This window comes from Clostridium sp. OS1-26 (assembly GCF_030915445.1).
Classification (GTDB): domain Bacteria; phylum Bacillota; class Clostridia; order Clostridiales; family Clostridiaceae; genus Clostridium_AM.
The window spans coordinates 1,901,044-1,924,800 of record NZ_CP133264.1; the positions used below are offsets into that span (position 1 = coordinate 1,901,044).

24 protein-coding genes are annotated in these 23,757 nt (G+C 30.8%); 21 read left to right on the top strand and 3 right to left on the bottom strand.

Annotation, left to right across the window (positions count from 1 at the left end):
* Positions 1 to 4: 4 nt before the first annotated feature.
* Positions 5 to 430 carry a Fur family transcriptional regulator gene (locus RCG18_RS09475; protein ID WP_308041057.1) on the top strand — a complete coding sequence of 142 codons (426 nt, stop codon included), beginning with the start codon at positions 5 to 7 and terminating at the stop codon, positions 428 to 430.
* A 30-nt stretch (positions 431 to 460) separates the two neighbouring features.
* Here the strand turns inward: RCG18_RS09475 and RCG18_RS09480 are convergent, their stop codons facing one another.
* Complete coding sequence (locus tag RCG18_RS09480) at positions 461 to 790, bottom strand: hypothetical protein (RefSeq protein WP_308041058.1); 330 nt, start codon at positions 788 to 790, stop codon at positions 461 to 463.
* 115 nt (positions 791 to 905) lie between these two features.
* On the opposite strand from RCG18_RS09480, the gene RCG18_RS09485 reads away from it, so the two are divergent.
* The 3 genes from RCG18_RS09485 (at position 906) to RCG18_RS09495 (ending at position 3,794) form a co-directional block, all read left to right on the top strand.
* Entirely contained in the window at positions 906 to 1,304 is a 399-nt protein-coding gene (locus RCG18_RS09485) for a DUF6762 family protein (protein WP_308041059.1), read from the top strand.
* Positions 1,305 to 1,610: 306 nt separating this feature from the next.
* On the top strand, positions 1,611 to 2,672 hold the full coding sequence (locus RCG18_RS09490; RefSeq protein ID WP_308041060.1) for an HD-GYP domain-containing protein: 1,062 nt from the start codon (positions 1,611 to 1,613) through the stop codon (positions 2,670 to 2,672).
* Between the two features lie 117 nt (positions 2,673 to 2,789).
* Complete coding sequence (locus RCG18_RS09495; RefSeq protein ID WP_308041061.1) at positions 2,790 to 3,794, top strand: rhomboid family intramembrane serine protease; 1,005 nt, start codon at positions 2,790 to 2,792, stop codon at positions 3,792 to 3,794.
* A 158-nt stretch (positions 3,795 to 3,952) separates the two neighbouring features.
* Here the strand turns inward: RCG18_RS09495 and RCG18_RS09500 are convergent, their stop codons facing one another.
* Positions 3,953 to 5,686, bottom strand: a complete 1,734-nt coding sequence (locus RCG18_RS09500; protein WP_308041062.1) for an ATP-dependent metallopeptidase FtsH/Yme1/Tma family protein — start codon at positions 5,684 to 5,686, stop codon at positions 3,953 to 3,955.
* A gap of 436 nt (positions 5,687 to 6,122) precedes the next feature.
* On the opposite strand from RCG18_RS09500, the gene RCG18_RS09505 reads away from it, so the two are divergent.
* From RCG18_RS09505 to RCG18_RS09560, 12 genes are all read left to right on the top strand, one after another.
* Positions 6,123 to 7,160 (top strand): YkvA family protein, encoded by a 1,038-nt coding sequence (locus RCG18_RS09505; RefSeq protein ID WP_308041063.1) that lies wholly within the window; start codon positions 6,123 to 6,125, stop codon positions 7,158 to 7,160.
* Positions 7,135 to 7,581: a ribonuclease HI gene (gene rnhA, locus RCG18_RS09510; protein WP_308041064.1), complete on the top strand. Its 447-nt coding sequence runs from the start codon at positions 7,135 to 7,137 to the stop codon at positions 7,579 to 7,581. Before RCG18_RS09505 ends, rnhA begins: the two co-directional genes overlap by 26 nt.
* 74 nt (positions 7,582 to 7,655) lie before the next feature.
* The gene (locus RCG18_RS09515) at positions 7,656 to 7,820 is read left to right on the top strand and encodes a YtxH domain-containing protein (protein ID WP_308041065.1); all 165 of its coding nucleotides are present in this window, start codon (positions 7,656 to 7,658) and stop codon (positions 7,818 to 7,820) included.
* A gap of 260 nt (positions 7,821 to 8,080) precedes the next feature.
* Positions 8,081 to 9,385 (top strand): helix-turn-helix transcriptional regulator, encoded by a 1,305-nt coding sequence (locus RCG18_RS09520; protein WP_308041066.1) that lies wholly within the window; start codon positions 8,081 to 8,083, stop codon positions 9,383 to 9,385.
* An 18-nt stretch (positions 9,386 to 9,403) separates the two neighbouring features.
* On the top strand, positions 9,404 to 10,657 hold the full coding sequence (locus tag RCG18_RS09525; RefSeq protein ID WP_308041067.1) for a helix-turn-helix transcriptional regulator: 1,254 nt from the start codon (positions 9,404 to 9,406) through the stop codon (positions 10,655 to 10,657).
* Positions 10,658 to 10,822: 165 nt separating this feature from the next.
* Positions 10,823 to 11,872, top strand: a complete 1,050-nt coding sequence (locus RCG18_RS09530) for a DUF5667 domain-containing protein (protein WP_308041068.1) — start codon at positions 10,823 to 10,825, stop codon at positions 11,870 to 11,872.
* Positions 11,873 to 12,099: 227 nt separating this feature from the next.
* Positions 12,100 to 12,336: a ferrous iron transport protein A gene (locus tag RCG18_RS09535; protein ID WP_308041069.1), complete on the top strand. Its 237-nt coding sequence runs from the start codon at positions 12,100 to 12,102 to the stop codon at positions 12,334 to 12,336.
* A gap of 42 nt (positions 12,337 to 12,378) precedes the next feature.
* Complete coding sequence (locus tag RCG18_RS09540; RefSeq protein WP_308041071.1) at positions 12,379 to 12,612, top strand: FeoA domain-containing protein; 234 nt, start codon at positions 12,379 to 12,381, stop codon at positions 12,610 to 12,612.
* Between the two features lie 132 nt (positions 12,613 to 12,744).
* Entirely contained in the window at positions 12,745 to 14,790 is a 2,046-nt protein-coding gene (gene feoB / locus RCG18_RS09545; RefSeq protein ID WP_308041072.1) for a ferrous iron transport protein B, read from the top strand.
* A gap of 132 nt (positions 14,791 to 14,922) precedes the next feature.
* Positions 14,923 to 15,540: an HD-GYP domain-containing protein gene (locus RCG18_RS09550; protein WP_308041073.1), complete on the top strand. Its 618-nt coding sequence runs from the start codon at positions 14,923 to 14,925 to the stop codon at positions 15,538 to 15,540.
* Between the two features lie 90 nt (positions 15,541 to 15,630).
* The gene (locus tag RCG18_RS09555; protein WP_308041075.1) at positions 15,631 to 16,689 is read left to right on the top strand and encodes a methyl-accepting chemotaxis protein; all 1,059 of its coding nucleotides are present in this window, start codon (positions 15,631 to 15,633) and stop codon (positions 16,687 to 16,689) included.
* Positions 16,690 to 16,715: 26 nt separating this feature from the next.
* Positions 16,716 to 16,985, top strand: coding sequence for a FeoC-like transcriptional regulator (locus RCG18_RS09560; protein WP_308041076.1), 270 nt, complete (start codon positions 16,716 to 16,718; stop codon positions 16,983 to 16,985).
* 187 nt (positions 16,986 to 17,172) lie between these two features.
* On the opposite strand, the gene RCG18_RS09565 is transcribed toward RCG18_RS09560, so the two are convergent.
* Complete coding sequence (locus RCG18_RS09565; protein ID WP_308041077.1) at positions 17,173 to 17,724, bottom strand: GNAT family N-acetyltransferase; 552 nt, start codon at positions 17,722 to 17,724, stop codon at positions 17,173 to 17,175.
* Positions 17,725 to 18,197: 473 nt separating this feature from the next.
* Here RCG18_RS09565 and RCG18_RS09570 point away from each other — a divergent pair, with 473 nt between their 5' ends.
* From RCG18_RS09570 to RCG18_RS09590, 5 genes are all read left to right on the top strand, one after another.
* On the top strand, positions 18,198 to 19,028 hold the full coding sequence (locus tag RCG18_RS09570; RefSeq protein WP_308041078.1) for a polysaccharide deacetylase family protein: 831 nt from the start codon (positions 18,198 to 18,200) through the stop codon (positions 19,026 to 19,028).
* 106 nt (positions 19,029 to 19,134) lie between these two features.
* Positions 19,135 to 19,704: a MurR/RpiR family transcriptional regulator gene (locus RCG18_RS09575; protein WP_308041079.1), complete on the top strand. Its 570-nt coding sequence runs from the start codon at positions 19,135 to 19,137 to the stop codon at positions 19,702 to 19,704.
* A gap of 325 nt (positions 19,705 to 20,029) precedes the next feature.
* Positions 20,030 to 21,619 (top strand): PTS transporter subunit EIIC, encoded by a 1,590-nt coding sequence (locus RCG18_RS09580; protein ID WP_308041080.1) that lies wholly within the window; start codon positions 20,030 to 20,032, stop codon positions 21,617 to 21,619.
* Positions 21,620 to 21,686: 67 nt separating this feature from the next.
* Entirely contained in the window at positions 21,687 to 23,012 is a 1,326-nt protein-coding gene (locus RCG18_RS09585; protein WP_308041081.1) for a 6-phospho-alpha-glucosidase, read from the top strand.
* Between the two features lie 9 nt (positions 23,013 to 23,021).
* Entirely contained in the window at positions 23,022 to 23,507 is a 486-nt protein-coding gene (locus RCG18_RS09590) for a PTS glucose transporter subunit IIA (protein ID WP_308041083.1), read from the top strand.
* The last annotated feature ends 250 nt before the right edge of the window (positions 23,508 to 23,757 follow it).

The following is a 23,757-nucleotide window of genomic DNA, read 5'->3' on the forward strand; positions in this document are numbered from 1 at the left end:
AGCATTGGAAATAGAAAAATACTTAAGACAGCATGGAATAAAAGTTACAAAAGGAAGAATAAATGTACTGGATATTTTAAATAAATCAGACCATGCCGTAAATGCTGAGTATATTTTTAAGGAATGTAAGAAAAGAAATTTAAATATTGATTTATCCACTGTATACAGATCATTAGACTTATTTGAAAGTAAGGAATTAATAAAAAAGTTTGATCTAGGGCAGGGTAAAAATAATTATAGGCTTAGAAAAGAAGATCATAAACATATACTTCAATGTAAATTATGTCATAAAGAGGTTGAAATAGATTGTCCAATGCAACAGGTTAAAGAGTTAATAAAGGATAAAACAGGATTTACGTTTATGGATAAGGAATTAGATTTAAAGCTTGAAGGAATCTGTGAAGAATGTACAGACAATGTAAAAAAATAAGAATAGATTGTATATCTATTCATAAAAGCTTTATTGGCTTTTTAAAGTGACTTGAGCAGAGTAGATTTTTTTTACTTTCCATATTCCTTGGCTATTTCTTTCTAGGAAAACGCTGTAAGCTACCTGACGGTGCGGGGATTTTTTCTCCATTCCATCAATTTTTACTACAGCTATATTGCCATTAGAGAAAGAAAGATCTAGAGTGCCTATGTTATACATTTTATAACGATTTAATATTCCTGACGTAAAGTAATGTTGAACAGCATAGTCAATATTTTTACATTTATTAGATGTATAAGTAAACTTTATAAATCCACCAACGATAACCACAATTAAACAAATTGCTAAAAACTTTTTCATAAGTTTCCCTCACTTTTGGAAATTAATTACAATAATATAATAACTAAAATTTGTAAATAAGTAAATACTAATATTATAAAAATTATTAAAGTTGTATGTAAGGCGGTGTTAATGTATGGATTTTTCTTCATTAGTTTTAATGGAAAGAGATAAAGATACAGGTTTTATGACTAAGGAGTTAGGAAGCTATGAAGTAGGTGAAGGCGCAGAGTACATAAAGAAGATGTTTTATGATGGTGACAAAATAAATGTATATTTTGATACCAATAGAGATGTTGAGGATTGGGAATACTCTGCTGTATTTGATTTGTTTAATGAAGATAAGTTTATAGAACAAGAATATAATATAGAGCAGATTGACGATGAGTATAATCCAACATGGATAGTAAAGTTTGATTATAATGAGGAACATTCCATTGTGTTAGCAAGATTAAATAACTTATGCTCTCTAATTAAGACACATATAGGTGAAGCCTTTGAAAATGTTAAAGGAAAAGAAGAGGAGTACAAATAACTGTAAGCAGTTGTTTAAAAATATAGGATTTTAAACTAGAAAGTTAGTTTCACGTCAGTGAATCCTATGCTTAAACAGCTGCTTACAATTATCTGAAAATACAGTAATTTTTTTATAATTAATATTTAAACAGTATTATTAATAATTATTAAAAATTGGTATAATAACTGTATATAGCTATTTTATTTTCTTAAATAATATGATATGATTTCATAAGTGGTAGTATTTTGACTTATTTTAGAATAATGTGTAAATCAAGGTATGAAATATATATGTATGATAGCAAGATTTATTTGAGGTGGAGAAATGAGGCTAGAGTTCATTAATAGAGTTAGTGAAAATGATGTATTAGGTAAAAGCATATTAACAAATGAGGGACAAGTTTTGCTAAGATCTGGAGTAAAGTTAAATAGTGTTTACATAGAAAAACTAAAAGAATTAGGCGTCTTCTATATATATGTGGAAGATGATAGATTAGATGACGTGGATGTAGAAGATGAAAAGCTTTCAGAGCTAAAGCAGGTTACAATGAGAAGCATGTGCAATGTTATGAAAAATGTACATGATTGTAATGGAAAAAAGCTTAAGGAATCACTTGGTGCTGTTGAAGATATGATTAATTATATTGTAGATCTTGGAGATGTTAATAAAAGTCTCTATGACATACAAACCTATGATAACTATACATATGTACACTCTTTAGATACTTGCATTATGACGACTTTTCTAGGTATGTCCTCAAAATTTAATGAATGGGACCTAAAAGATCTTGGGATTGGAGCGATACTTCACGATGTAGGAAAGACGCAAGTTCCAATTACTATACTAAATAAGCAGGGACGTTTAACAGATGAAGAGTTTAATGAAATTAAAAAGCATACATTGTACGGAGCTAAAATGCTAAAAAAGAACATTTCAATGCCTGACTCCATAATTAAAATAGTCGAACAGCATCATGAAAGAGTTGATGGTAGGGGATATCCTTATGGACTAAATGGGAAACAAATCTCTAAATTTGCAAAGATTGTATGCATTTGTGATGTATATGATGCTATAAGCAATGATAGATGTTACAGAAAGAAGTTTAGCCCTAATGATGCATATGAACTCATTCTTTCAGGAAGTGGGACTAGTTTTGATGAAGAATTAGTTAGAAATTTTAAAAATACATTTGCTATCTACCCTTTAGGATGTTGTGTTAAACTATCAAATGGAAATGAGGGATTTGTTATAAGGCAAAACAAAGGATTTCCAGACAGACCAGTAGTCAGAGTGTTATATGATAGTGGAACTAAAAATCCAATACCTTTTTATGAAATAGACTTATTAAATAATCCTAGCATTGTAATAGAAAGTATTGCACAATAAGTGATGGTTAGTTGCGGGATAAAATTGAATGCACAGCACACAATAAACTAGTAAGAAGGGTTTATTTGTTGCGGTGCTTTTATTTTTAAAGTTTTATATGATTTGAAGGAGAATTTTATGGAAGCATATATTAAGAAATTAATACAAAATTTATATGAACATTACGGTTATAGTATTGTGGAGCTTGGAGAAATAAGTGGGCTTTACACTAATTGGGGAGTTTATAAAAAGACAGAAAGCAGAATTGATGTGATGTTTTTTTGTAATTTAGAGGATAGCTATCAACTCAATATTCATGAAATAGAAACATTAACAAGAAAACACTTACAAACTGATAACATAAGATTAATTCAGGCTATAATTGATGATAGATTAAAAATCGAATCTAATGAGAATGGAGAATTGCGTATAAGTCAGGAAATTTATCCACAATGTGAATTAATTTTAATCAACGATGTGGATAATAAAGTGTTATATTTTAGCGAGGGTATAAAAGATAAGGCTGAAGAATTAGCGACCATCATGAATTATATGAGCGCATCACAGAACAGGTCCACAAAAGCAGAAAGACCAATTATAACATATGTTTTAATTGGTGTAAATGTATTGGCTTATATACTCACTGCTTATTTATCAGGAAACATTGTTGATAGCAATATAAATGTACTAATATTCTTAGGCGCAAAGGTTAATCAGCTTATAAACCAAGGAGAATACTACAGATTTATTACATGTATGTTTTTACACGGTGGAATTATACATCTTGCTCTTAATATGTATGCATTAAATTCTTTAGGGCCGCTAATTGAGGATATATACGGAAGAGCTAAGTATGTTTTTATATACTTTTTAGCAGGTATAATTTCATCTATCTTTAGCTATATATTTTCAACTGGGGTATCTATCGGGGCATCAGGAGCTATATTTGGTCTTTTAGGAGCGGCATTAATCTTTGCAGTTAAAATGAAAAATAGTGTTGGTAAAGGATTTATGATGAACATAGTATCCGTTATTGCTATAAATTTAGTTATAGGATTTTCTATACCTAATGTAGACAACTTTGGACATATGGGTGGACTTCTTGGCGGCGTTATAGCTTCATTATTTTTGTTTCGAAGATAGGGACACATTACAATTTTTACTCATTGCTTTACTTTATAGGGGACAGTCTACAATTTTTCTTCATGTATCGAAAAGTTGTAGACTATCCTCAAATAAAAAGAAAGACGGTACACAATTTTTCAAGATGAAAAGTTGTGTACCGTTCCTTATGACTACCACTATAGATTTAAGTCCTCTGAATACAACGTTTCTTTTTCTAAAAGTAAATTAGTTAGCTTTTCTAGATTATGTCTTTCCTTTAAAAGCAGCGTCTTAACATCTTCATACATAGAATCAATCATGTCTTTACACTCTTTAATAACTTCATCTTGATTTAGATTTAGCTCTAGCAACTCTTGCATGTTTAATAATCCAAAAGTGTCACCCATACCATATTGAGTTATCATATTAAATGATATTTTTGTACTTTGTTTTAAGTCATTATGTGCTCCAGTTGTAATGTAATCAGCTCCAAATATGATTTCTTCTGCAGCTCTTCCACCAAGTAGAACCATAATTCTCTTCTTCAAATAGTTTTTATTTTGATATAAGTTGTCTTTAGGTATACTTAAAGTGTATCCACCAGCACCTTTAGTACTTGGTATAATTGTAACCTTTGATACCTTTTCTTCCGGTAGAACCTTTAAAGATACAAGGGCATGTCCAATTTCGTGATAAGCCGTAATCTTTTTATCTATATCCTTTATATGATCTCTATTTTTCTTTTCGTATCCAGCAAGAACAATTGAAAATGCTTGATCAAGATGTATATCTTCTATATTTTCACTATTATCTTTACAAGCCAGTATAGCAGCTTCATTTACTAAACTTTCAAGTTTTGCTCCTGAGAAGTAAGAAGTCTTATGAGCCCATTCTTTTACGTTTATACTTCCTACAGGCTTGTTCTTTAGATGAAGATTTAAAATTTTCTCTCTAGCGCTCACGTCTGGAAGATTGACTTCAATGTGTCTATCAAATCTACCAGGTCTTAAAAGAGCAGGATCTAGCATGTCTAATCTGTTTGTAGCGGCCATAACTATAATGCCTTCTTTTTCGTTAAAGCCTGACATTTCGGTAAGCAATGCATTTAGAGTTTGATCTCTTTCATCAGAACCACCAGTATTTTTTCCGCCATCTCTTTTCTTACCGATAGCATCTATTTCGTCGATAAATATAACAGCTTTGCCGTTACTTCTTGCTTTTTTAAATAATTGTCTTATACGGCTGGCACCAACCCCTACGTATACCTGAATAAAATCTGAACCAGATACAGCGTAGAATGGAACTCCAGCTTCTCCTGCTACAGCCTTTGCTAGAAGTGTCTTACCTGTTCCAGGTTCACCATAAAGTATTACTCCTTTTGGCATTCTTGCGCCATATTGAGTATATTTTTCAGGATTTTTTAAAAAGTCAACTAAGTCATTCATACTTTCCTTAGCTTCCTCATTTCCAGCTACGTTCTTAAAGTTATATTTTATATCTGCCACAGCACTTGCATCCAAGGCATCCACTGAACGCATTCTTTTTGAAGCAATAGATGATGATTTTATACCCATAAATGCAATAGTTGCAATGGAAAGAATCAAAGTTGTCATAGGAAGTACTTGTCCGATATCCAGTGGTAGATCTTCAGACACTGTAACTCCATCCTTTAACATTACTTCTTTAAAATCATTTGTTCTAGGATTATCTGTTTCATATATTTTTCCGTCACTTAACTTAACTCTTATCTTAGAAGTATTAGTTAAGTATACAGTTGAAACCTTTTTACTAGAGACATCATTTAAAAAAATAACATAAGATTTGTAATCAGTAGATCTATGTGAGTAATTAAGAAATATCAACGCTACTAGAGAAAGTACGGCAGTTAAAACAGGTATCAGCATAAATTTGTTTTTAATTTTATTCTTCATTAAATACCTCACCTTCCTAAAATGATTATATATTTGAATTTTTAGTTGAAATCTTGATGAAAAACTGTGAACTATCAATGATAAAAAGTTACTAAAAGTTGTGAACTGTCCCTGATGATATATCTATGAACTACTTAAGAAAATCATATGTTGATTAGGTCACATCTGAATATGATATTATAATATTTTTGATATTAAGTCTAATGAAAATCATAAATTTTACTAAAGTAATTTATGGAACAGCTGGTGATGAAATTACGAACTACATTGAAAATGTTATTGCAGAAATTTTAGTTTACTGTATACTTTACTTATAAAGAAAAACTTGGGTTTTATAGTTACTAAACTTATATGCTAGCTATTTATTGCTTATAGAAACAATAGTTTTAGTGATGGTTAGTTGTTATTAGATAAACGAAAGAGGGGAGAATTTTACATGAAGATTTCAGCTGCAAAAGCTATTTTAACAGAGCAGGATATATTAAGCATAATTGAAGATTATGTTCATATTGAAGGGCTTGAAATAAACTCTATAGAAATTAAAGAGTTAATAACAGTTAGAGGTAGCTATAAAAAAAGAATAAAGATTCCCTTTGAAGTTAAATTAGGACTAGGAAATATAAAAGGTAATATAATAAATGTTAAGATATTGAAAATTAATGTATCCAAAATAGGAATAATAAAGAGCATTAGAAATATTGCATTAAAAAAGTTACTAAGTGATTTTGCTGATTTAGGTGTGGATGTGGACAAGGATAATGTGGCTGTTAACCTAGAAGAAGTGTCCAAGCTAGTGCCATATTTCTACTTTACATTAAATCGAATAAATATTATTGAAGGTGGAATAGAAGTAGAAGCAGAAAATGTTATCTATGCTGAAACTAAAAAAATGATACCAATGAAGAAAAGTTGCGAACTGTCCCCAATAAGAACCCAGGGGGAATACTCAAGAGTTAGGAATAGAATAGTGGAAAAGGTTCCCGAAAAATATGAAAAGGCTGTTCAGTATGCAATGCTTATACCAGATATAACAGTGCTTTTATGTAGATTATTTAAAGATAAAAGGGTTAAAATAAAGGTAAAGATGATGGTTGGTGGAGTGATAATGTATTTAGCTAGCCCAATAGACATACTTCCGGATTTCATACCTCTTATAGGTAGAATTGATGATGTAGCTATAGCTTTCTTTGGACTAAATGCTATTATAAATGAGGTTCCAGAAGAAATCATCCTTGAAAATTGGCAGGGAGAGGAAAATGTAATTTTATTGACTAAAGAAGCCGTTAATTATATATCTAACCTAGTTGGCACTTACAATGTAAGCAAATTTATTGAAGTTATAAAAAGCATTTTTAAAAAAGGACATGAAAATTATAAGTTAGCTGCAAAGAAACAGCAGTTAGAATCTAATATGTATAATCTTGAACTTGAGGAGGCAATAACTTTAAATGAAGATAATCACCATATACACTGATGGAGCATGTAGAGGAAATGGAAAAGAGAATACAATTGGAGGATTTGGAATAGTCCTTATGTATAACGGTATGAAAAAGGAAATAAAAAAAGGATATAGAAATACCACAAATAATATAATGGAGCTTTCAGCGGTAATTGAAGCATTGTCTATGCTAAAAGAACCCTGTGAAGTTAAGCTTCATAGTGATTCAGCTTATGTAATAAATGCAATAAATCAAAATTGGATTAAAAACTGGCAAAAAAATGGTTGGAAGACAGCTTCTAAAGAACCAGTGAAAAATAGAGAACTTTGGGAGAAGCTTATAGAGTTAGTTAATATTCACAAAGTTGAGTTTATAAAAGTAAAAGGACACAGTGATAACGAATTTAACAATAGATGTGATAAACTTGCAAATGAAGCAATGGATGAATTAATTTAAGTTTTCTGTTTAATAAATAAAAAAATGCATATTCTATATATATACCTATTTAAAATAAAAGGAGAGTGTAGATTATGCGTGGTAAATTTCTTGCAGGAGCTTTGATCGGAGCAGCAGTTGGCATGATGATGATGCCTGAACTTGATAGAAATACAAGAAGAAGAATAAAGAGAACAGCTAAGGTTGTTAGACATACAGCAGGAGATATGTACGAAAATGTATTAGATAGAGTTAAATAATTAAACATATATAAGGCATATTCAAAATTGCGTACTTTGAAATTAATTTTTGCAGTACGCAATTTTTTTGAATGCAAGAAATTGGTAAAAAATAGTATATAGTTGAATTTAAGGTCAATAAAAGTGAAAAGTATTACTATTTTATTAAAAATTTTTATATTAGGATTAAAAATATGTTATAATAAGGTGAGACTTTGCAGAATTTTTAATAAAATAATTTATATATATTAATATCGTAGGTAGTAAAGGAAGAGTGATTTATGGAAATACTGTCTTTAGGAGAAAAAATTAAGAGAAGAAGAAAAGAGCTCAACATGACATTAAAGGATTTGGCAGGAGACAGAATTACTCCAGGACAAATAAGTCTTGTAGAATCCGGGAAATCTAATCCAAGTATGGACCTGCTCGAATACTTAGCAGAGGCACTAAACACTTCAATCGAATATCTCATGGAATCAGAAGAGACCCAGGCAGAAAAAATTTGTACTTATTTTGAAAACATAGCAGAATCATATATAATTAATGAAGACTTAACTCAGGGAGAGCAGTATATTGAGAAGTCTTTATACTATGCAGAAAAATACAACTTGGAGTATAGAAAAGCTAAAAACTTATATCTAAGAGGCATAATTTACATGACAAAAAATGAAAATGCTGTAGCACAGCAATTTTTTCTTTCAGCTAATGTTATTTTTATAAAAAATAATAACTATGAAGAAACAATAAAAGCATTTGTCAACTTAGGGAAAATTACAATGGAGTTAAAAGCTTATCATTCTTCATGCAGTTATTTTCAACAGGCAGAAAATGTTTACACTGAAAATGAAATAGGAAATGACTTCTTGCTTGGACAAATATATTATTATTTGGCTTGTGTGTATTTTAAGTTAGAGAGTACAGAAAAAGCCATAAATTATTCTTATCTTGCTAAGGAAAAATTTAAACAATTGGATAATAAAAGGGAGTATGCAAGAACTCTTTTGCTTCTATCAGAAGAATATAATAAGAAAGGCGACGTAGACAATGCAATAAAATATTCCAAGAAGACATTAGAGGTATACAAAGAAATAAATGATCTTATGCATATTGCTAAGATAGAAAATAATTTAGGAAAATTATTCTGTGATTTTGATAATTTAGAGGAATCTTTCATACACTTAAGTAAAGCTAAAGAACTTAGAGTTAGAATTAATGATTCAGATTTAGTTGAAACCTTAGTAAATATTTGTGAAAATTATATAAAATTAAAGAATGTAGAAAAGGCTAAAAAAACACTTGAAGAAATAATGGACACCATTAGCGATGGTAGTGATAAAGCTCTTATACAGTATTATCTGCTTAAGTTCAGAGTGGACATGTTAGAATCGGATATAAAAGAGGCAGAAAATACATTAATTATGGCCTTGAATTTTGTTAGAAATATGGATTACACTAAAGAAATTGCAGAAATAGCTATCATGCTTGGAAAGTTTTATATAGATTATGGTAGAGATAAAGATGCAGCCCAATATTTAAATGAGGGTGTTGAAACCTTTAAGAAACTTGGAATATTGAAAGAGTCTTAATGAGAATAGGTGAGGATTATGGAGATACTTTCTACAGGAGAAAAGATAAAAAGAGCTAGAATATATAAAGGTTATACATTAAAGGATTTATGTGGGGACAAAATATCTGTTTCTAAAATGAGCTGCATCGAAAATGATAAAATAAAGCCAGAAGAATGGATATTGGACTTCATTGCAGCAAAGTTAGAAATAGATCCAATGTACTTAAAACAAGATATAAAGTCACAGGTGATTGAAAATATTCAGGACATAGAGAGAACAGGATATTCTGAGTGGTATGAGAAGGAGTTAGAATATAATTTAAAGTTTGCTGAAGAGTTATCATATTTTGATATTGCATTTAGGATAATGCATTTGCTATTCAATTATTATCTAGATGAGAATAAGATAGAAAAAGTACAGCTTATAGTTTCGAAATACTATGATTACTGGCAAAAATACTTTTCGGAAGAAAGTGGAGCTGTATACTATATGGATATAGCAAGATACTTCTACAATACCAAGGAATTTTCACAAGCTGCTAATTATTACAGTAATGTTAGACAGATTTCTAAGGAAAAAAGAAATCCTATATTGCTGGCGAGAGCTACCTATAATGAAGCTGCTTGCTATGTAATGCTGGAAAACTATGAAAAGGCTTACGAAATAGCAATAGAACTTATTGATTTGATGGATTATATTGAGAAGGATACAAAAAAAGCAGAAGCATATCATATGTTGGCGATACTTTCACTTAGGAGAAATATGGATAAGTTCCATGAGTATGAGCAAAAATCCTACGAATTGTATAAAAATAATCTAGCGCATATGGCACAGGCTATATATAACTATGCCGTAGTTATGTTTGGACAGGGACTCGTGGATATTGCTATAGCCTATACAAATAAAGCTTTAGAGTGTTTCCCAAAGGACAATAAGGAAACTCTAGTAAATTTTATGTTAATGTGTACTAGCAAGTTAATTGAAAGTAATGTTTTAGATAAAGCTAAAAGTGTATGCGATGAGGCATTAAACTACTCAATAGATCTCAATAATATAGTTTTTATTGAAAAATCCTATTATTATAAGGCTCTGATTCTGGAAAAGGAAGGCAATATGATTTCTGCGGAGATGTATATGAATTTAGCATTGGATGCACTGCTTAAATTTGCAACTAAAAATGAAATATACAAAAGATACATGGAGATGGGAAACATGTACCACAGAATGGAAAGCGTTAATGAATCTATAAAATATTTTAATTTTGCTATTCAACTAGAAAAGAAAATGTAAGCATATAAATATAGAACTATTTGTTAATTTAACAAATAGTTCTGTTTTTTGTAAAATTAAAGATATTTAATTAAATAATGCTTTAAAAATTTTCTGTAATACCCCCTTTAAAAGTAAATATTATCCGTAAATATTTGTGAAAAGAATATAAAGGGAGGAACAAATATGAAAAAGATAGCATTATTTATAACAGCTTTAACAGTGTCATTAAGTTTAGGAGGAAAGGCATTAGCCGATACTAATACGGCAACATTTGCAGATAAGGCTGGGATAACACCGGATAACGTAATATTATATCCTATTGACAAAGCGTTAGATAATTTAAAGATTAATACGGCAAGCAGCGATGATAAAAAAGCAGAGGCTCTAGCAGAAGTAGCAGAGGAAAGGCTTGGAGAAAGCGAAGTAATGGCTGACAAAGAAAAGACAGATCTTTCAAATCAGACATTAAAGGAATATAGTGATAAAATGACTGAAGCTCAAGAAAAGGTAGAAGATGCTATCGACAAAGCAACTGATAGCACAACTACTGATAGTGCTATAAAATTAGATGAATTAAAAAAGGAAGAAACGTCAATATCTGATAGGCAAATGAAGTCCATTGAGGTTTTAAAGAATATAGAAAGTAAGGTTTCTGGCAATGCTAAGGAAACTATAGCAAAGGTTATAGAAATGCAAACTGCTAAAAAAGAGGCAATAATTGCAGTAAATAAAGAAAGAGAAGCATTGATAAAAGACAAACAGGCAGTAAAAGATGCTGAAAAGAAAATAGAGCAAGCTAAAAAATCAGGAAATGAACAAGATATAAAAACAGCAGAAGATAAATTAAAGCAAAGTCAAGAAGCTTTAAATATTCAAAAAGAGAAATTTAATCAGGTAGTAGCTGCGAAGAAGGAAGTAATGAAGATTGGAGTAGGCCAATTAAAGAAACAGCTAAAGAATGAATTAAAAGAGGAAGTTAAGAACGGCAACATAACAAAAGAAGAGGCTAAAGATGCTTTAAAAGCAGTAAATAATAAAAAGGAAGAAACAAATAGCAATGTTTCTAATAGCACTGCTAATGTAGTTGAGACAAAAACTAGTAATGATGCAGATGATAACAGTTCAAGTATTTCTAAACATGGAAAGTCAGAAAAAGAGAATAAAGGCGAAGAGATGAAGGCCAATAAAGAAAAGAAAGCAGAAAAAGAGAATAAGTCTAGACATGAAAATTAATTATTATATTAAGTCTTAGAGTAGTGTAGAAGGTAATCATTAAGGTAAAATACTAAAATGATTACCTTTTATTATTTAGTTTATTTTATAATAGGGTATTTACAATAATAGAATATGGTGGTAATATATCATTGTAAATGATAATGAGAATCAATTTCAAATAAAATAATATGTTTTTTAAATATCAAAGGACAATGAATATCAGTATTATTATGGAGGAATGAATTATGTCAAAATTATTAGGACTGCATGAATTAGAAATTAAATCTAGGGCTAGAGTTGTACAAATTGCTTCAGAAAGTAGAATGCGAAGAAGGATAATGGATATGGGAATAGTTAAGGGAACAGAAATATTAGTTGAAGGAAAAGCACCTATGGGAGACCCTATAGAAATTCAAGTGAGGGGATATAATTTAAGCCTTAGAAAAAGTGAAGCGAAGGATATTATTGTGGAGATTGTGTAGATTATACACTTAATAATATTTATTAGAAAGGAGGACTATAGAGTGATCAATATATGTATTCCTTTGAATTCTATTGGAATTGGCAGTTACGCAGAAGTAAACAACATAGAAGGCGGTGAACTTATGTGTAAAAAGCTTATGGAAATGGGAGTTAACAAAGGAGCAATAATTGAAGTTATGAGAAATGATGCAGGTCCTTTGATAATAAAAATTGGAGAGACACGATTGGTACTGGGAAGAGGAATGGCACAAAAGGTTATGGTAAGAGAGGTATAGAATTGTCTTGTACAGTATAAAGAATACAAGAGGCGCAACAATTAAGATGACTGTTGTGAGCATAATAAGGAATACATGAGACGAAACGATTAACAATTATTTTGCACAGGATGAGGAATACAGGAGGGTAAGATGGATAAAGAATTAGTAATAGCTTTGGCTGGTAATCCTAATTGTGGTAAAACCAGTTTATTTAATGCTTTAACAGGGTCAAGACAACATGTAGGTAATTGGCCTGGTGTCACAGTTGAGAAAAAGGAAGGTAAACTTAAGTTCGAAGATAAAAACATAACGGTAGTGGATCTACCAGGGACATACAGCCTTGGAGCTTATTCGGAGGATGAGGTTGTAGCTCGTAATTTTATATTAAGAGACAAGCCAGATGTAGTTGTCAATGTAATTGATGCTAGTAATATTGAAAGAAATTTATATTTAACAATTCAGCTTTTAGAAACAGGTGCTAAAGTAGTCTTAGCGCTTAATATGATGGATGAAGCTAAGAATAAAAATATAGAAATAAATATAGATAAATTATCAAAGCTTTTAAATGTGCCAGTGGTTTCTACAGTAGCTACTAAAGGTGAAGGTATAAAAGAGCTTATAAAGGAAGCTGTAAAGCGAGGCAACTCAGAAGAAATCAATGTATTTGGGATTGACTACGGCAGTGATATACAAAAGGAAGTCGACTTATTAGAAGATTCTTTTCTAGAATGTGCTGCAGCTTTAGAATATCCTGCTAAGTGGACAGCAATAAAGCTTTTAGAAAACGATGAGTATATAAAAAGATACATAGAGGAGAAAAAAGATTTTGAGAACATAAATGACAAAGTACAGAAAAGCGTAGAAAATTTAATAGCAATAATAGGATATGAGCCAGATACTTTCATAATAGATAAAAGATATGAAATAATAAGTGATGTGATACAACATACAGTAAAAAAAGAGGCCATCAGAGTAGAAAGTATGTCTGATAAAATTGATAAGTGGATTACACATAAATGGTTAGGAATACCAGTATTTGCAGTAATAATGTTTACTATGTATCAAGTAAGTATGACCTTTGGTAACGAATTTTTAGGTGGAAAAGTGGATGATGCTTTCAGTACACTCGGTGAGTGGGTAGGTAATATTTTAACGAATGTGGGCGCTCCAGAGCTACTAAAATCTTTTATAACAGATGGGCTTATAGGAGGACTTGGAGCAGTACTTGTATTTATACCTATGATTTTTACTATGTATTTCTTTATATCCATACTTGAAGATAGTGGCTATATGGCTAGGGCTGCTTATGTAATGGATAGACTTATGAATTCTATAGGTCTTCACGGAAAAACAGCAGTGTCACTCATAATATCTGGCGGGTGTAACGTAGCAGGTATAATGTCTACAAGAACATTAGATAGTAAAAAGGATAGAATGGTAGCTATACTTATAAATCCATTCGTGTCTTGTTCGGCAAGATTGCCAGTTTATGCATTATTTGCAGGGGCATTCTTCTCTGGAAAAAAGATGGGAATTTTTGATCAAGGTGGAATTGTGATATTTTCTCTTTATGCACTTGGGATTATAGTTGCAATACTAGTAGGTAAATTTTTCAGTGAAAAAGTATTTAAAGGAGAAGAATCTTATTTTATATTGGAACTTCCTCCTTATCGTATACCAACGGCTAAAAGTATATTTATTCATATGTGGGAAAAGTCTTCTCATTTTATAAAAAAGATGAGTACAGTTATATTAGGATTAGTTGTAATTGTTTGGGTTCTTTCAAACTTGCCAGGAGGGGTAGAGCCTGGAAGTAAAGATAGTTTAATTGGAATAATAGGATCAGTTCTAGCTCCAATATTTAAACCAGCGGGTTTTGGAACATGGCAAGCATCAGTATCACTTATAACCGGCATTGGAGCCAAGGAAGCAGTGGTAAGTACTTTAGGAACAGTATATGGAGTAGGAGATGAAAATCTTACAGCAGTTATTCAACAAGTGTTTACACCTCTTTCAGCTTTAGCCTTTATGGTAATGTCTCTTTTATATTGCCCTTGTGCAGCTACTATAGGAGCAATAAAGAGAGAGACAAATTCAAGCAAATGGGCTCTAGGAGCAGTAGTATATACCTGTGTAATTGGCTGGGTAGCAGGAGTTTTAGTGTATCAAATAGGAAAGTTTTTAGGATTTAGTTAATAAAAAAGATTAAAAAGAATAAGTCTGCTCTTTAAATGATAATGATTATCAATATTAATATTAATATTAATAAAAGAGCGGACTTCTATAAGAATCAAGAAGAACATACAGGATGCATTAAGGAGATATCAGATGTTAGGAAGGGTTTTATTTAGACTTAGAGAAAAGGAAATTTATCATGATATAATTGAAAGTTTGGTAACAGCTCTTGAAGCTAAGGATTACTATACAAGAGGTCATTCTGAAAGAGTTGCCTCTATGACTTATGAGCTGTCTAAAAATCTTGGGATAAAAGGAATAGAATTGGAAAATATTCATATAGCAGCTCACCTTCATGATATAGGGAAAATAGGAGTGCCTGATAAGATTCTAAATAAAAAAGGAAAACTCCTAACACATGAATGGGAATATATAAAAACCCACCCTAAAATAGGATTTGATATTTTAAGTAAGTCTAATAGATTAAAACATATAAGTAAAATAGTTCTTTATCACCATGAAAAATGGGATGGAAAAGGCTACCCTATGGGATTGTCTCAAATGGATATACCATTAGGTTCTAGAATAATTGCAGTATGTGATTCTATTGATGCAATGACATCAAATAGACCCTATAGAGAAGCTATGAGTTTTGAAGAGTGCATAAATGAGATATTAATTAACAAGGGGTTAATGTTTGATCCTGTGATTGTTGAACATATTGAAGGTAACTTAGAGTTTATGAGAAATATAATTACAAAAGGGTGTTGATAAATAGTGATTAGTGAAGTCAACGACATCAGTAGTATGCAAAGATTGTGAAATGAAGTTGAAAATGGGCCAATATATTCTTAAATAGAGGTGAGTTTATTGAAAGATCTTATAAATCACATCAGTAAGAAGATAAATAAGATTATATTTAAAAGTAATAGAGAAAAAATTGATGAAAATTTTATTAAAACTAAAAATAAATTTGACAATAATCCTATATTAAATACTGTGGATGAAGTCAAGAAAGTTTCAGTTAATATTACCAATAACACTTTGTTTATAAAGGATTTAATTGATGAAATACAAAATTCAGGAAATAATAATTTAACTATATCAGAAAAATTGACAGAGGAAATGTCTACAGTATCTGCAAAAGGAGAAGAGATATACTCTTCTATTAAGGAAATTGAAAAATCCACATCTTTGATAGCTGAAAAAGCTTTAGAGACCTCAGAGCATACTGAGTTAGTCAGTAAGAAATCAAATGAATTTAAAAGTGAGGTTTTACAGTCTATAAACAACTCAAAACTTATGTTAGATCAGATCAAGTTAGAATTAAATACTGCTATAGAAGATTCTAAAGAAGTAGAAAAAATATATGGATTCTCGGAAGATATAATAAAAATAACAAAGCAGACTAACCTTTTAGCACTTAATGCATCTATTGAAGCAGCAAGAGCAGGAGAGGCTGGCAGAGGTTTTACTGTTGTAGCAGGAGAAGTTAGAAAATTAGCAGAGGAATCTGAAAAAATAGTAAAAAATATGAATGTTATCATAAACAGTGTAAGTTCTTCTGTTAAGAAACTAAATCAATGTTCATATGAAACACTTAATCATTTAGCTGAAATTATTAATAAAGATTATGATAAATTTATAAAGGTATGTGAAGAATACAATAAAGATGCTGTAAGCTTTAATAATATTATGAATAAAGTAAGTACTTCTACAGAGGAAATAAGCGAATCTGTAGAGGAATTGACAAAGGTAACAGATGATGTTTCAAAAACTATAAATAAATCCTCTAATAACATTACAGAAATGTCCTTTGATATTTTATCTACTGTAGACAAGGTTTATGAGATTAAGGAAAAAATTGAACAAAACACAAAAGATGTTGAAAGATTACACTGTTTAATTGAAGAATTTTAATAATAGAAAGGGTGTTTAAATTGTTAATGAAAATATTAAGAAGATTAGCTCAAGGTGGAATATATTCAAATAAATTAGTTGCAAAAGAGTTAGGAGTAGATGAAGGTTTGATAGAACAAATGATAACTCAACTTCAACGTCTAGGATATATAGAAAAAGATGATATGAAAAATCTTTCATCATCATGTAACTGTGGCCATGGTAGTTGTTCCGAAAAAGGCAATTGCTGTTGTAATAACCATAATATTGACATAAGTATATGGAAGATCACTCCAAAAGGAAGACAGGCTTTATAGAAGAAAATAACATAGGATCTCTCTTATGCTTGTTAGAAGCAAAAATACCTCCAAGTTGATATTCATTTGAACATCAATTTGGAGGTTAACGAGCTATAAAATAGATTTCTTCGTTGAAATTCTACAGACTTTTAATATCAAGCGTTCATTAATCATGAAAGGCTTCCCATACGATAATGTAGTTACTCTATTGCTTTTTTGCGCCCAAAAGCTTTCCAAAAATAAGTCCGTCATAATACTTGCCTTCAATATAGTAATGGTCACTCAATCTACCTTCTAAGTCAAAGCCATTTTTCTCCAGAACACGTGCTGAACCCATATTGCCGCCCACAACCCTGGCATGAAGCCTATGAAGTTTCAGGTTGTTTATAGCAAAGTTATTAATCATTGCCACAGCTTCCGTACAATACCCTTTACCCCAGAAATCCTGATGTAGAACATACCCTACTTCTGCTTGTTTTGCTTCATGATCGAATCCAAACAACATAACAGTCCCAATCACTTCATTTGAATCCTTTTTCACAACAGTGGCATATAAATGCGTTCCAGCAACCTCTCTTCTAAGCATTTCTTCTATATATGAATGAGTATCTTTCAAATCATTTTTTAGCTGCCACCCAATAAATCGAGAAACGTCTGGATTAGAGGCATAACTATGAATTGCTACGACATCCTCCAAACTTAATGGAGTGAAATAGATTTTTTCTCCCTGCAATGTATGAAATATATTTTTATCCATAAAATCCTCCTAGTTATTTAATATTTATTTAATCACAAATGGAAAATTAATTTTTTAGTTTTGAACATGCTGATTAATCAGAATCTTTAAAATTATTATAATGCAGTAAAAAATACAAGTCAATAGAAAAATTATAGTAATACTGAAAAAATTACTGTATTAGTGAAATTAAAAAGAATATGTTTAATAAATAAAAATTTATTTCCATAAGTGCTTTTATTTACTATAATTATTTGCGGAATAAAGGTTAACCTATATTATAGAAGTAAATTTACTTTGGCTATAATAAGGCATCTTCAAAAAAATAATTAGTCAGTATGCTAGTTTATTTTGCGCCATACTGCGTCTGCAGAACCCTTAGATAGTACTGACTATCTGCGGAATCTGCCTCCTTGTCTGGCACAAAATATCCGTCGCATCTTTGACTTGTTATTTTCCTTCAGATGCCTAGTTTAACAAAAGAGGGTGTTGCTATGAAAAAGTTCAGTTCTATTATATGTGTTACATTTATTGCCGCAATATTTACTTTAATTCAATTTTTTCTGCCCTTGAATGTAGAAAAGAAATTAAGTACTCAGCTAGATAATAGTATTAACAATGTTAAAGCTAATGAGTACAATCTAAATACTACTTTTAGTAATGTGCAAAACCCTAAAGAGGTATTTTTAACCTTTGATGATGGACCTTGTATAAATAATACTAGAAAAACACTGAAAATATTAAAGGATAACAATGTTAAGGCTACTTTTTTTGTAGTTGGAATGAAGGGAGAAGAAAATCCTCAAATATTAAAAGAAATAAGCAATAGCGGTATGAGTATAGGAGTCCATACATATTCTCATGATTATAGACAAATGTACAAGAATACAGATGCATATTTTAAAGATTATAATGATTGCCAAAGTGTTATAAAAAAAATAACAGGAAGAAACCCTATAGTATATGTAAGAATGCCTGGAGGATCTGACAACCTAGTTACAAGTAAGAGCAATTTAGAAAGCATAAAAAAGAGATTAAATGAAAAAGGCATAAAATATGTAGATTGGAATGTAAGTGCTGGGGATGCAGAAAGTCGCGAGGTATCTGCAGATAAGATAAAACAAAACATTATTACTCAGTGCAAAGATAAAAGCATTGCTGTTATTTTAATGCATGACACTTACTATAATAGCTCTACAGTGGAAGCACTGCCGGATGTTATAAAATATCTAAAGAAAGAAGGTTTTGTATTTAAGACCTTGGATGGGTTAACAACAAATGAAGAAAATCGAATGGTTAACACAAGAGTAATGAATAGATTATAAACAATTTTATAAGTTGATTTGCAATATGATAATATTTGATTTATTATAATACTATTATGCAAATTATTTGTTGAAATCTATGTGTTTATTAGGGGAAGGTTGAAGAATGAAAGCTGATTTAAGTAAAATAGTTAATAATAAAAAAATTACAGCTTTAGAAGAACAAGTACTTGAGTATATAATTAACAATATTGATAGTGTGATGGATATTGGTGTCAGAGGAGTTGCAGCTGAAAATTATACATCTACATCTACAATTATGAGGCTTTCAAAAAAGTTAGGTTTTATGGGATTTATTGATATGATCTATAATATAATTCCTCTAGTAAATAGTAAAAACACAGGAGTTACAGAAAAATCAGAAGCCTTAATAGGTACAGATATTAATTTTTTATGTAAGTATATAGATGAAGAGTATGTAAGAAAATTTATAGAATTATTATCAAATGGAACGAGAAAGTATATTTTTATTTATGCAAGAGGTTATTCTAAGATAGCTGGAGAATATTTTAATAAAAAGATGTTAGGTATAGGAATAAAAAGTATATTGATAGATTCTATAGGTAGTTTTGAAAATAATATAGAAGATATGGAAATGCTAATAGTAATATCAAAGTCTGGTGAGACTAAAGAAGTATTAGATAAGGTTCAAGTAGCAAAAAGAAAAATAAACTAGTTGTTTCTTTTACTAAAGAAGTTGAAAACAGTATTTCAGCTCTTTCAGATATTTCTTTTAAGATATTTGATATGTACAAATTAGATGATAGCAATGTATTGCCTAATTCATTTTTTGCTAATATGCTTATGTTTATGGAGTACTTAATTTATAGATATTATCAAGAAACAAAAGAGGAATAATAACAAATAAATAGTCTAATCAAGAAACCTGTTATCTTTTATGCTAACAGGTTTCTTACTGTTTAGAATCCATTTAAAAAAAATGAAAACGTATATATAATAGTCACTATAAAATACAAAAAATAATTTAGGGGGTAGAAACTATGAAGGATAAGATTATGAATTCCATGCAAAGATTTTCGAAAGCTATGTTCATTCCAGTATTGATACTTCCAATTGTAGGTATATTGATAGCAGTTGGTAATGTATTAACAAATGCCAAATTAGCTGCATATGCACCATTTCTAAAAAATAATTTAATATTTGGATTTGGCAAACTACTTTCTGGATCTTTGGTACCTATATTATCAAACCTTGGAATAATATTTTGTGTGGGTTTAGCAGTAGGGTTAGCAAAAGAGAAAAAAGCAGAATCAGGTTTTACATCAGTTTTGGTTTATTTAATATTTAATAATGCTATGAATATATTCCTTAGTTTATCAGGTAAATTGGTAGCGGCTGATAAATTAAGAGGTTCTGGTCAAGCTGTTGTACTTGGAACTCAAGTTTTGGACATGGGAGTTTTCTTAGGAATAATTTTAGGTATAGTTGTAGCTTATGTTCATAACAAGTATTGCAAAAAAGAATTTAATGGAGCTTTTCAAATATATGGTGGTTCAAGATTAGTATTTTTAATATTAATTCCAGTAGTAGTTATATTAGCAGTTATACTTTCTTATGTTTGGCCATCAGTACAATGGGGAATATCAAGTTTAGGATATTATATACAGAAAAGTGGTAACTTCGGAGTATTTATGTATGGAATGTTAGAAAGACTTTTAATTCCAACAGGGCTACACCATTTAATTTATACACCATTTTTATATAGTCAGCTTGGTGGAGTAGAAACAGTAGGAGGCAAAGTAATAGAAGGAGCAAGAAATATTTACTTTGCACAAATAGCAGATCCTTCAGTTAAGGTGTTATCTAGCACAGTTATATGGGATGCTAGGGGATTATCAAAAATGTTTGGTCTAGTTGGAGCGTGTTTAGCACTTTATCATACAGCTGATGCCGATAAGAAAATGAAAGCTAAGGCAATACTAATACCAGCAGCAGTAACATCAATACTAGCAGGTGTAACAGAACCTATTGAGTTCTCATTTCTGTTTACAGCACCAATATTGTTTGGAGTGCATGCAGTATTAAGCGGACTTGGAATGGTAGCTTTAAATATGTTAAATGTAAGAGCAATAGGACCTAATGGACTTATAGATTTCTTGCTATACAATCTACCACTAGGTATAGAAAAAACGGGATGGCCTATGTTCGTTTTAGTAGGTATTGTGCAATTTGCAATTTACTACCTAGTATTTAGATTTTTAATAGTTAAACTTAACCTAAAAACTACTGGAAGAGAGGACAGTACTGGAGAAGTTAAACTTTACAGCAAAAATGATTATAAAAATAAAACAGTAGCAGAAAAAGGAACAGAAACAAAAGATTCAAGTAATGAAGCCCTTGTAATAATAGAAGCACTAGGTGGAAAAGAAAATATTAAAAAAGTGGATAACTGTTATACAAGATTAAGATTGATTCTTGAAGATACATCAAAGGTTGATGAAGGTACATTAAAAGGTACAGGAGCAGCAGGAGTAATTAAAAAAGGCGAAAATGTTCAAGTAATTTATGGGTTACAGGTAACTAGAATTAGATCTATGGTGGATGAGGCCTTAGGAATCGTAGGAGAGTAATATTAATTTAGATAAAGTATTGGGGTAATTGGGGAATAAAACAAATTAGAGGAAAGAGGTAATATATATGAAAAAACATTCTATTGTTATTGCAGGAGGAGGAAGTACTTTTACTCCAGGAATAGTTATGATGCTATTAGATAATGTACACCGTTTTCCAATTAGAAAATTAAAATTATATGATAATGATGAAGAACGCCAAAGCGTTATTGGTGAGGCTTTAGATATAGTGTTAAGAGAAAATGCACCGGATATTGAATTTTCTTATACTACAGATCCAGAAGAAGCATTTACAGATGTAGATTTTTGCATGGCTCATATCCGTGTGGGAAAATATGAAATGCGTGAAAAGGATGAAAAGATTCCTCTAAAATACGGAGTAGTTGGTCAAGAAACCTGTGGACCAGGAGGAATTGCTTATGGAATGAGAAGCATAGGAGGTATGCTAGAGTTAATAGATCTAATGGAAAAGTACTCACCAGACTGTTGGATGCTTAATTATTCTAACCCAGCCTCTATTGTCGCAGAGGCTTGCCGTAGATTAAAGCCAAATTCAAAGGTTTTAAATATTTGTGATATGCCAGTAGGAACTCTTCGTCGTATGGCTGGTATTGTGGATATGGAACCAAGTGATTTAGAAGTTAAATACTTTGGATTAAATCATTTTGGGTGGTGGACTAGCGTTAAGGATAAACAAGGAAACGATTTGACAGATAGAATTAAAGAGTATGTTGCAGAAAATGGATACTTAACAGTAAAGGAAGTAGAAACTCAGCATACGGATCCAAGCTGGCAGGAGACTCACAAAAAGGCAAAGGATTTATTAGCAGTAGATCCACAATTTTTACCTAACACTTATTTAAAGTATTATCTATACCCAGATTATGTTGTAGAGCATTCTAACGCAGAATATTCTAGAGCAAATGAGGTAATGGACGGAAGAGAGAAAGACGTATTTAGTGCAGCACGAGCTATTGTAAAAGCTAAAACAGCCAAAGGTGGAGAATTTCATATTGATTCACATGCAACCTTCATCGTGGATCTAGCTAGAGCAATCGCTTATAATACACATGAAAGAATGTTATGTATAGTGGAGAATAAGGGAGCAATTGCTAATTTTGATCCAACTGCTATGGTTGAAGTACCATGTATTGTTGGAAGTGATGGACCAGAACCTTTAGCACAAGGAGAAATTCCACAATTTCAAAAGGGGTTAATGGAGCAACAGGTATCAGTAGAAAAGTTAGTTGTTGAAGCATGGATAGAAAAAAGCTACCAAAAATTGTGGCAAGCATTTACTTTGTCTAAAACTGTACCAAGTGCTAGAGTTGCTAAATTATTATTAGATGATCTTATAGAAGCTAATAAGGGCTATTGGCCGGAATTGAAGTAGAGGTTTATTATGTTTAAGAATTTATTTAAGAAAAACAAGAATAAGATATTTTATGCTTTTTCAGAGGGTGTAAGTGTTGATTTAGGCGATGTTAATGATGAAGTATTCTCACAAAAGATGATGGGAGAAGGAATTGCTATTAAGCCAAGTGATAATAAAATATATTCTCCTTGTGACGGAACTATTGTCGCAGTTATGAAAGAAAGTAAACACGCAGTTGGCATTAGAACAGAAGATGGAGTAGAATTTCTTATACATGTAGGGATTGACACTGTAACTTTAAAGGGTGAAGGCTTTGAACTACACTGTGAGGAAGGAAAAACTGTGAAAAAGGGGGATCTTCTTTTAACTTTTGATAGAGAGTTCCTTAAACAAAAAGAATTAGATGATACTACTATGCTAGTAATTTCAGAACCTAATAATCATAAAATTGTAAGTCTCCATACTAAAAATAGTATGAAAGCTAAAGAAAGTATTTTAATAGAGTATATATAGGGGTTCTAGTTAGGAACCCCTATATAACTATGTTGGTAATAGTACAATTATTAATAAAACAAGCTTTACTTTTGTGTGAAGCTTGTTTTTTATATTATAGTAGATACTAGGTTCTAATATTTACAGGTGTTTTGACATAAAGAATTAGTAAAAAATACCGAAAATTAAATAAGTTAGGTTAATTATGTTTTGAGGAGGTTAAAGTCCTAAATGGACTTTAACGGGTAATTTTGCTAGGTAAAAGTTCTAA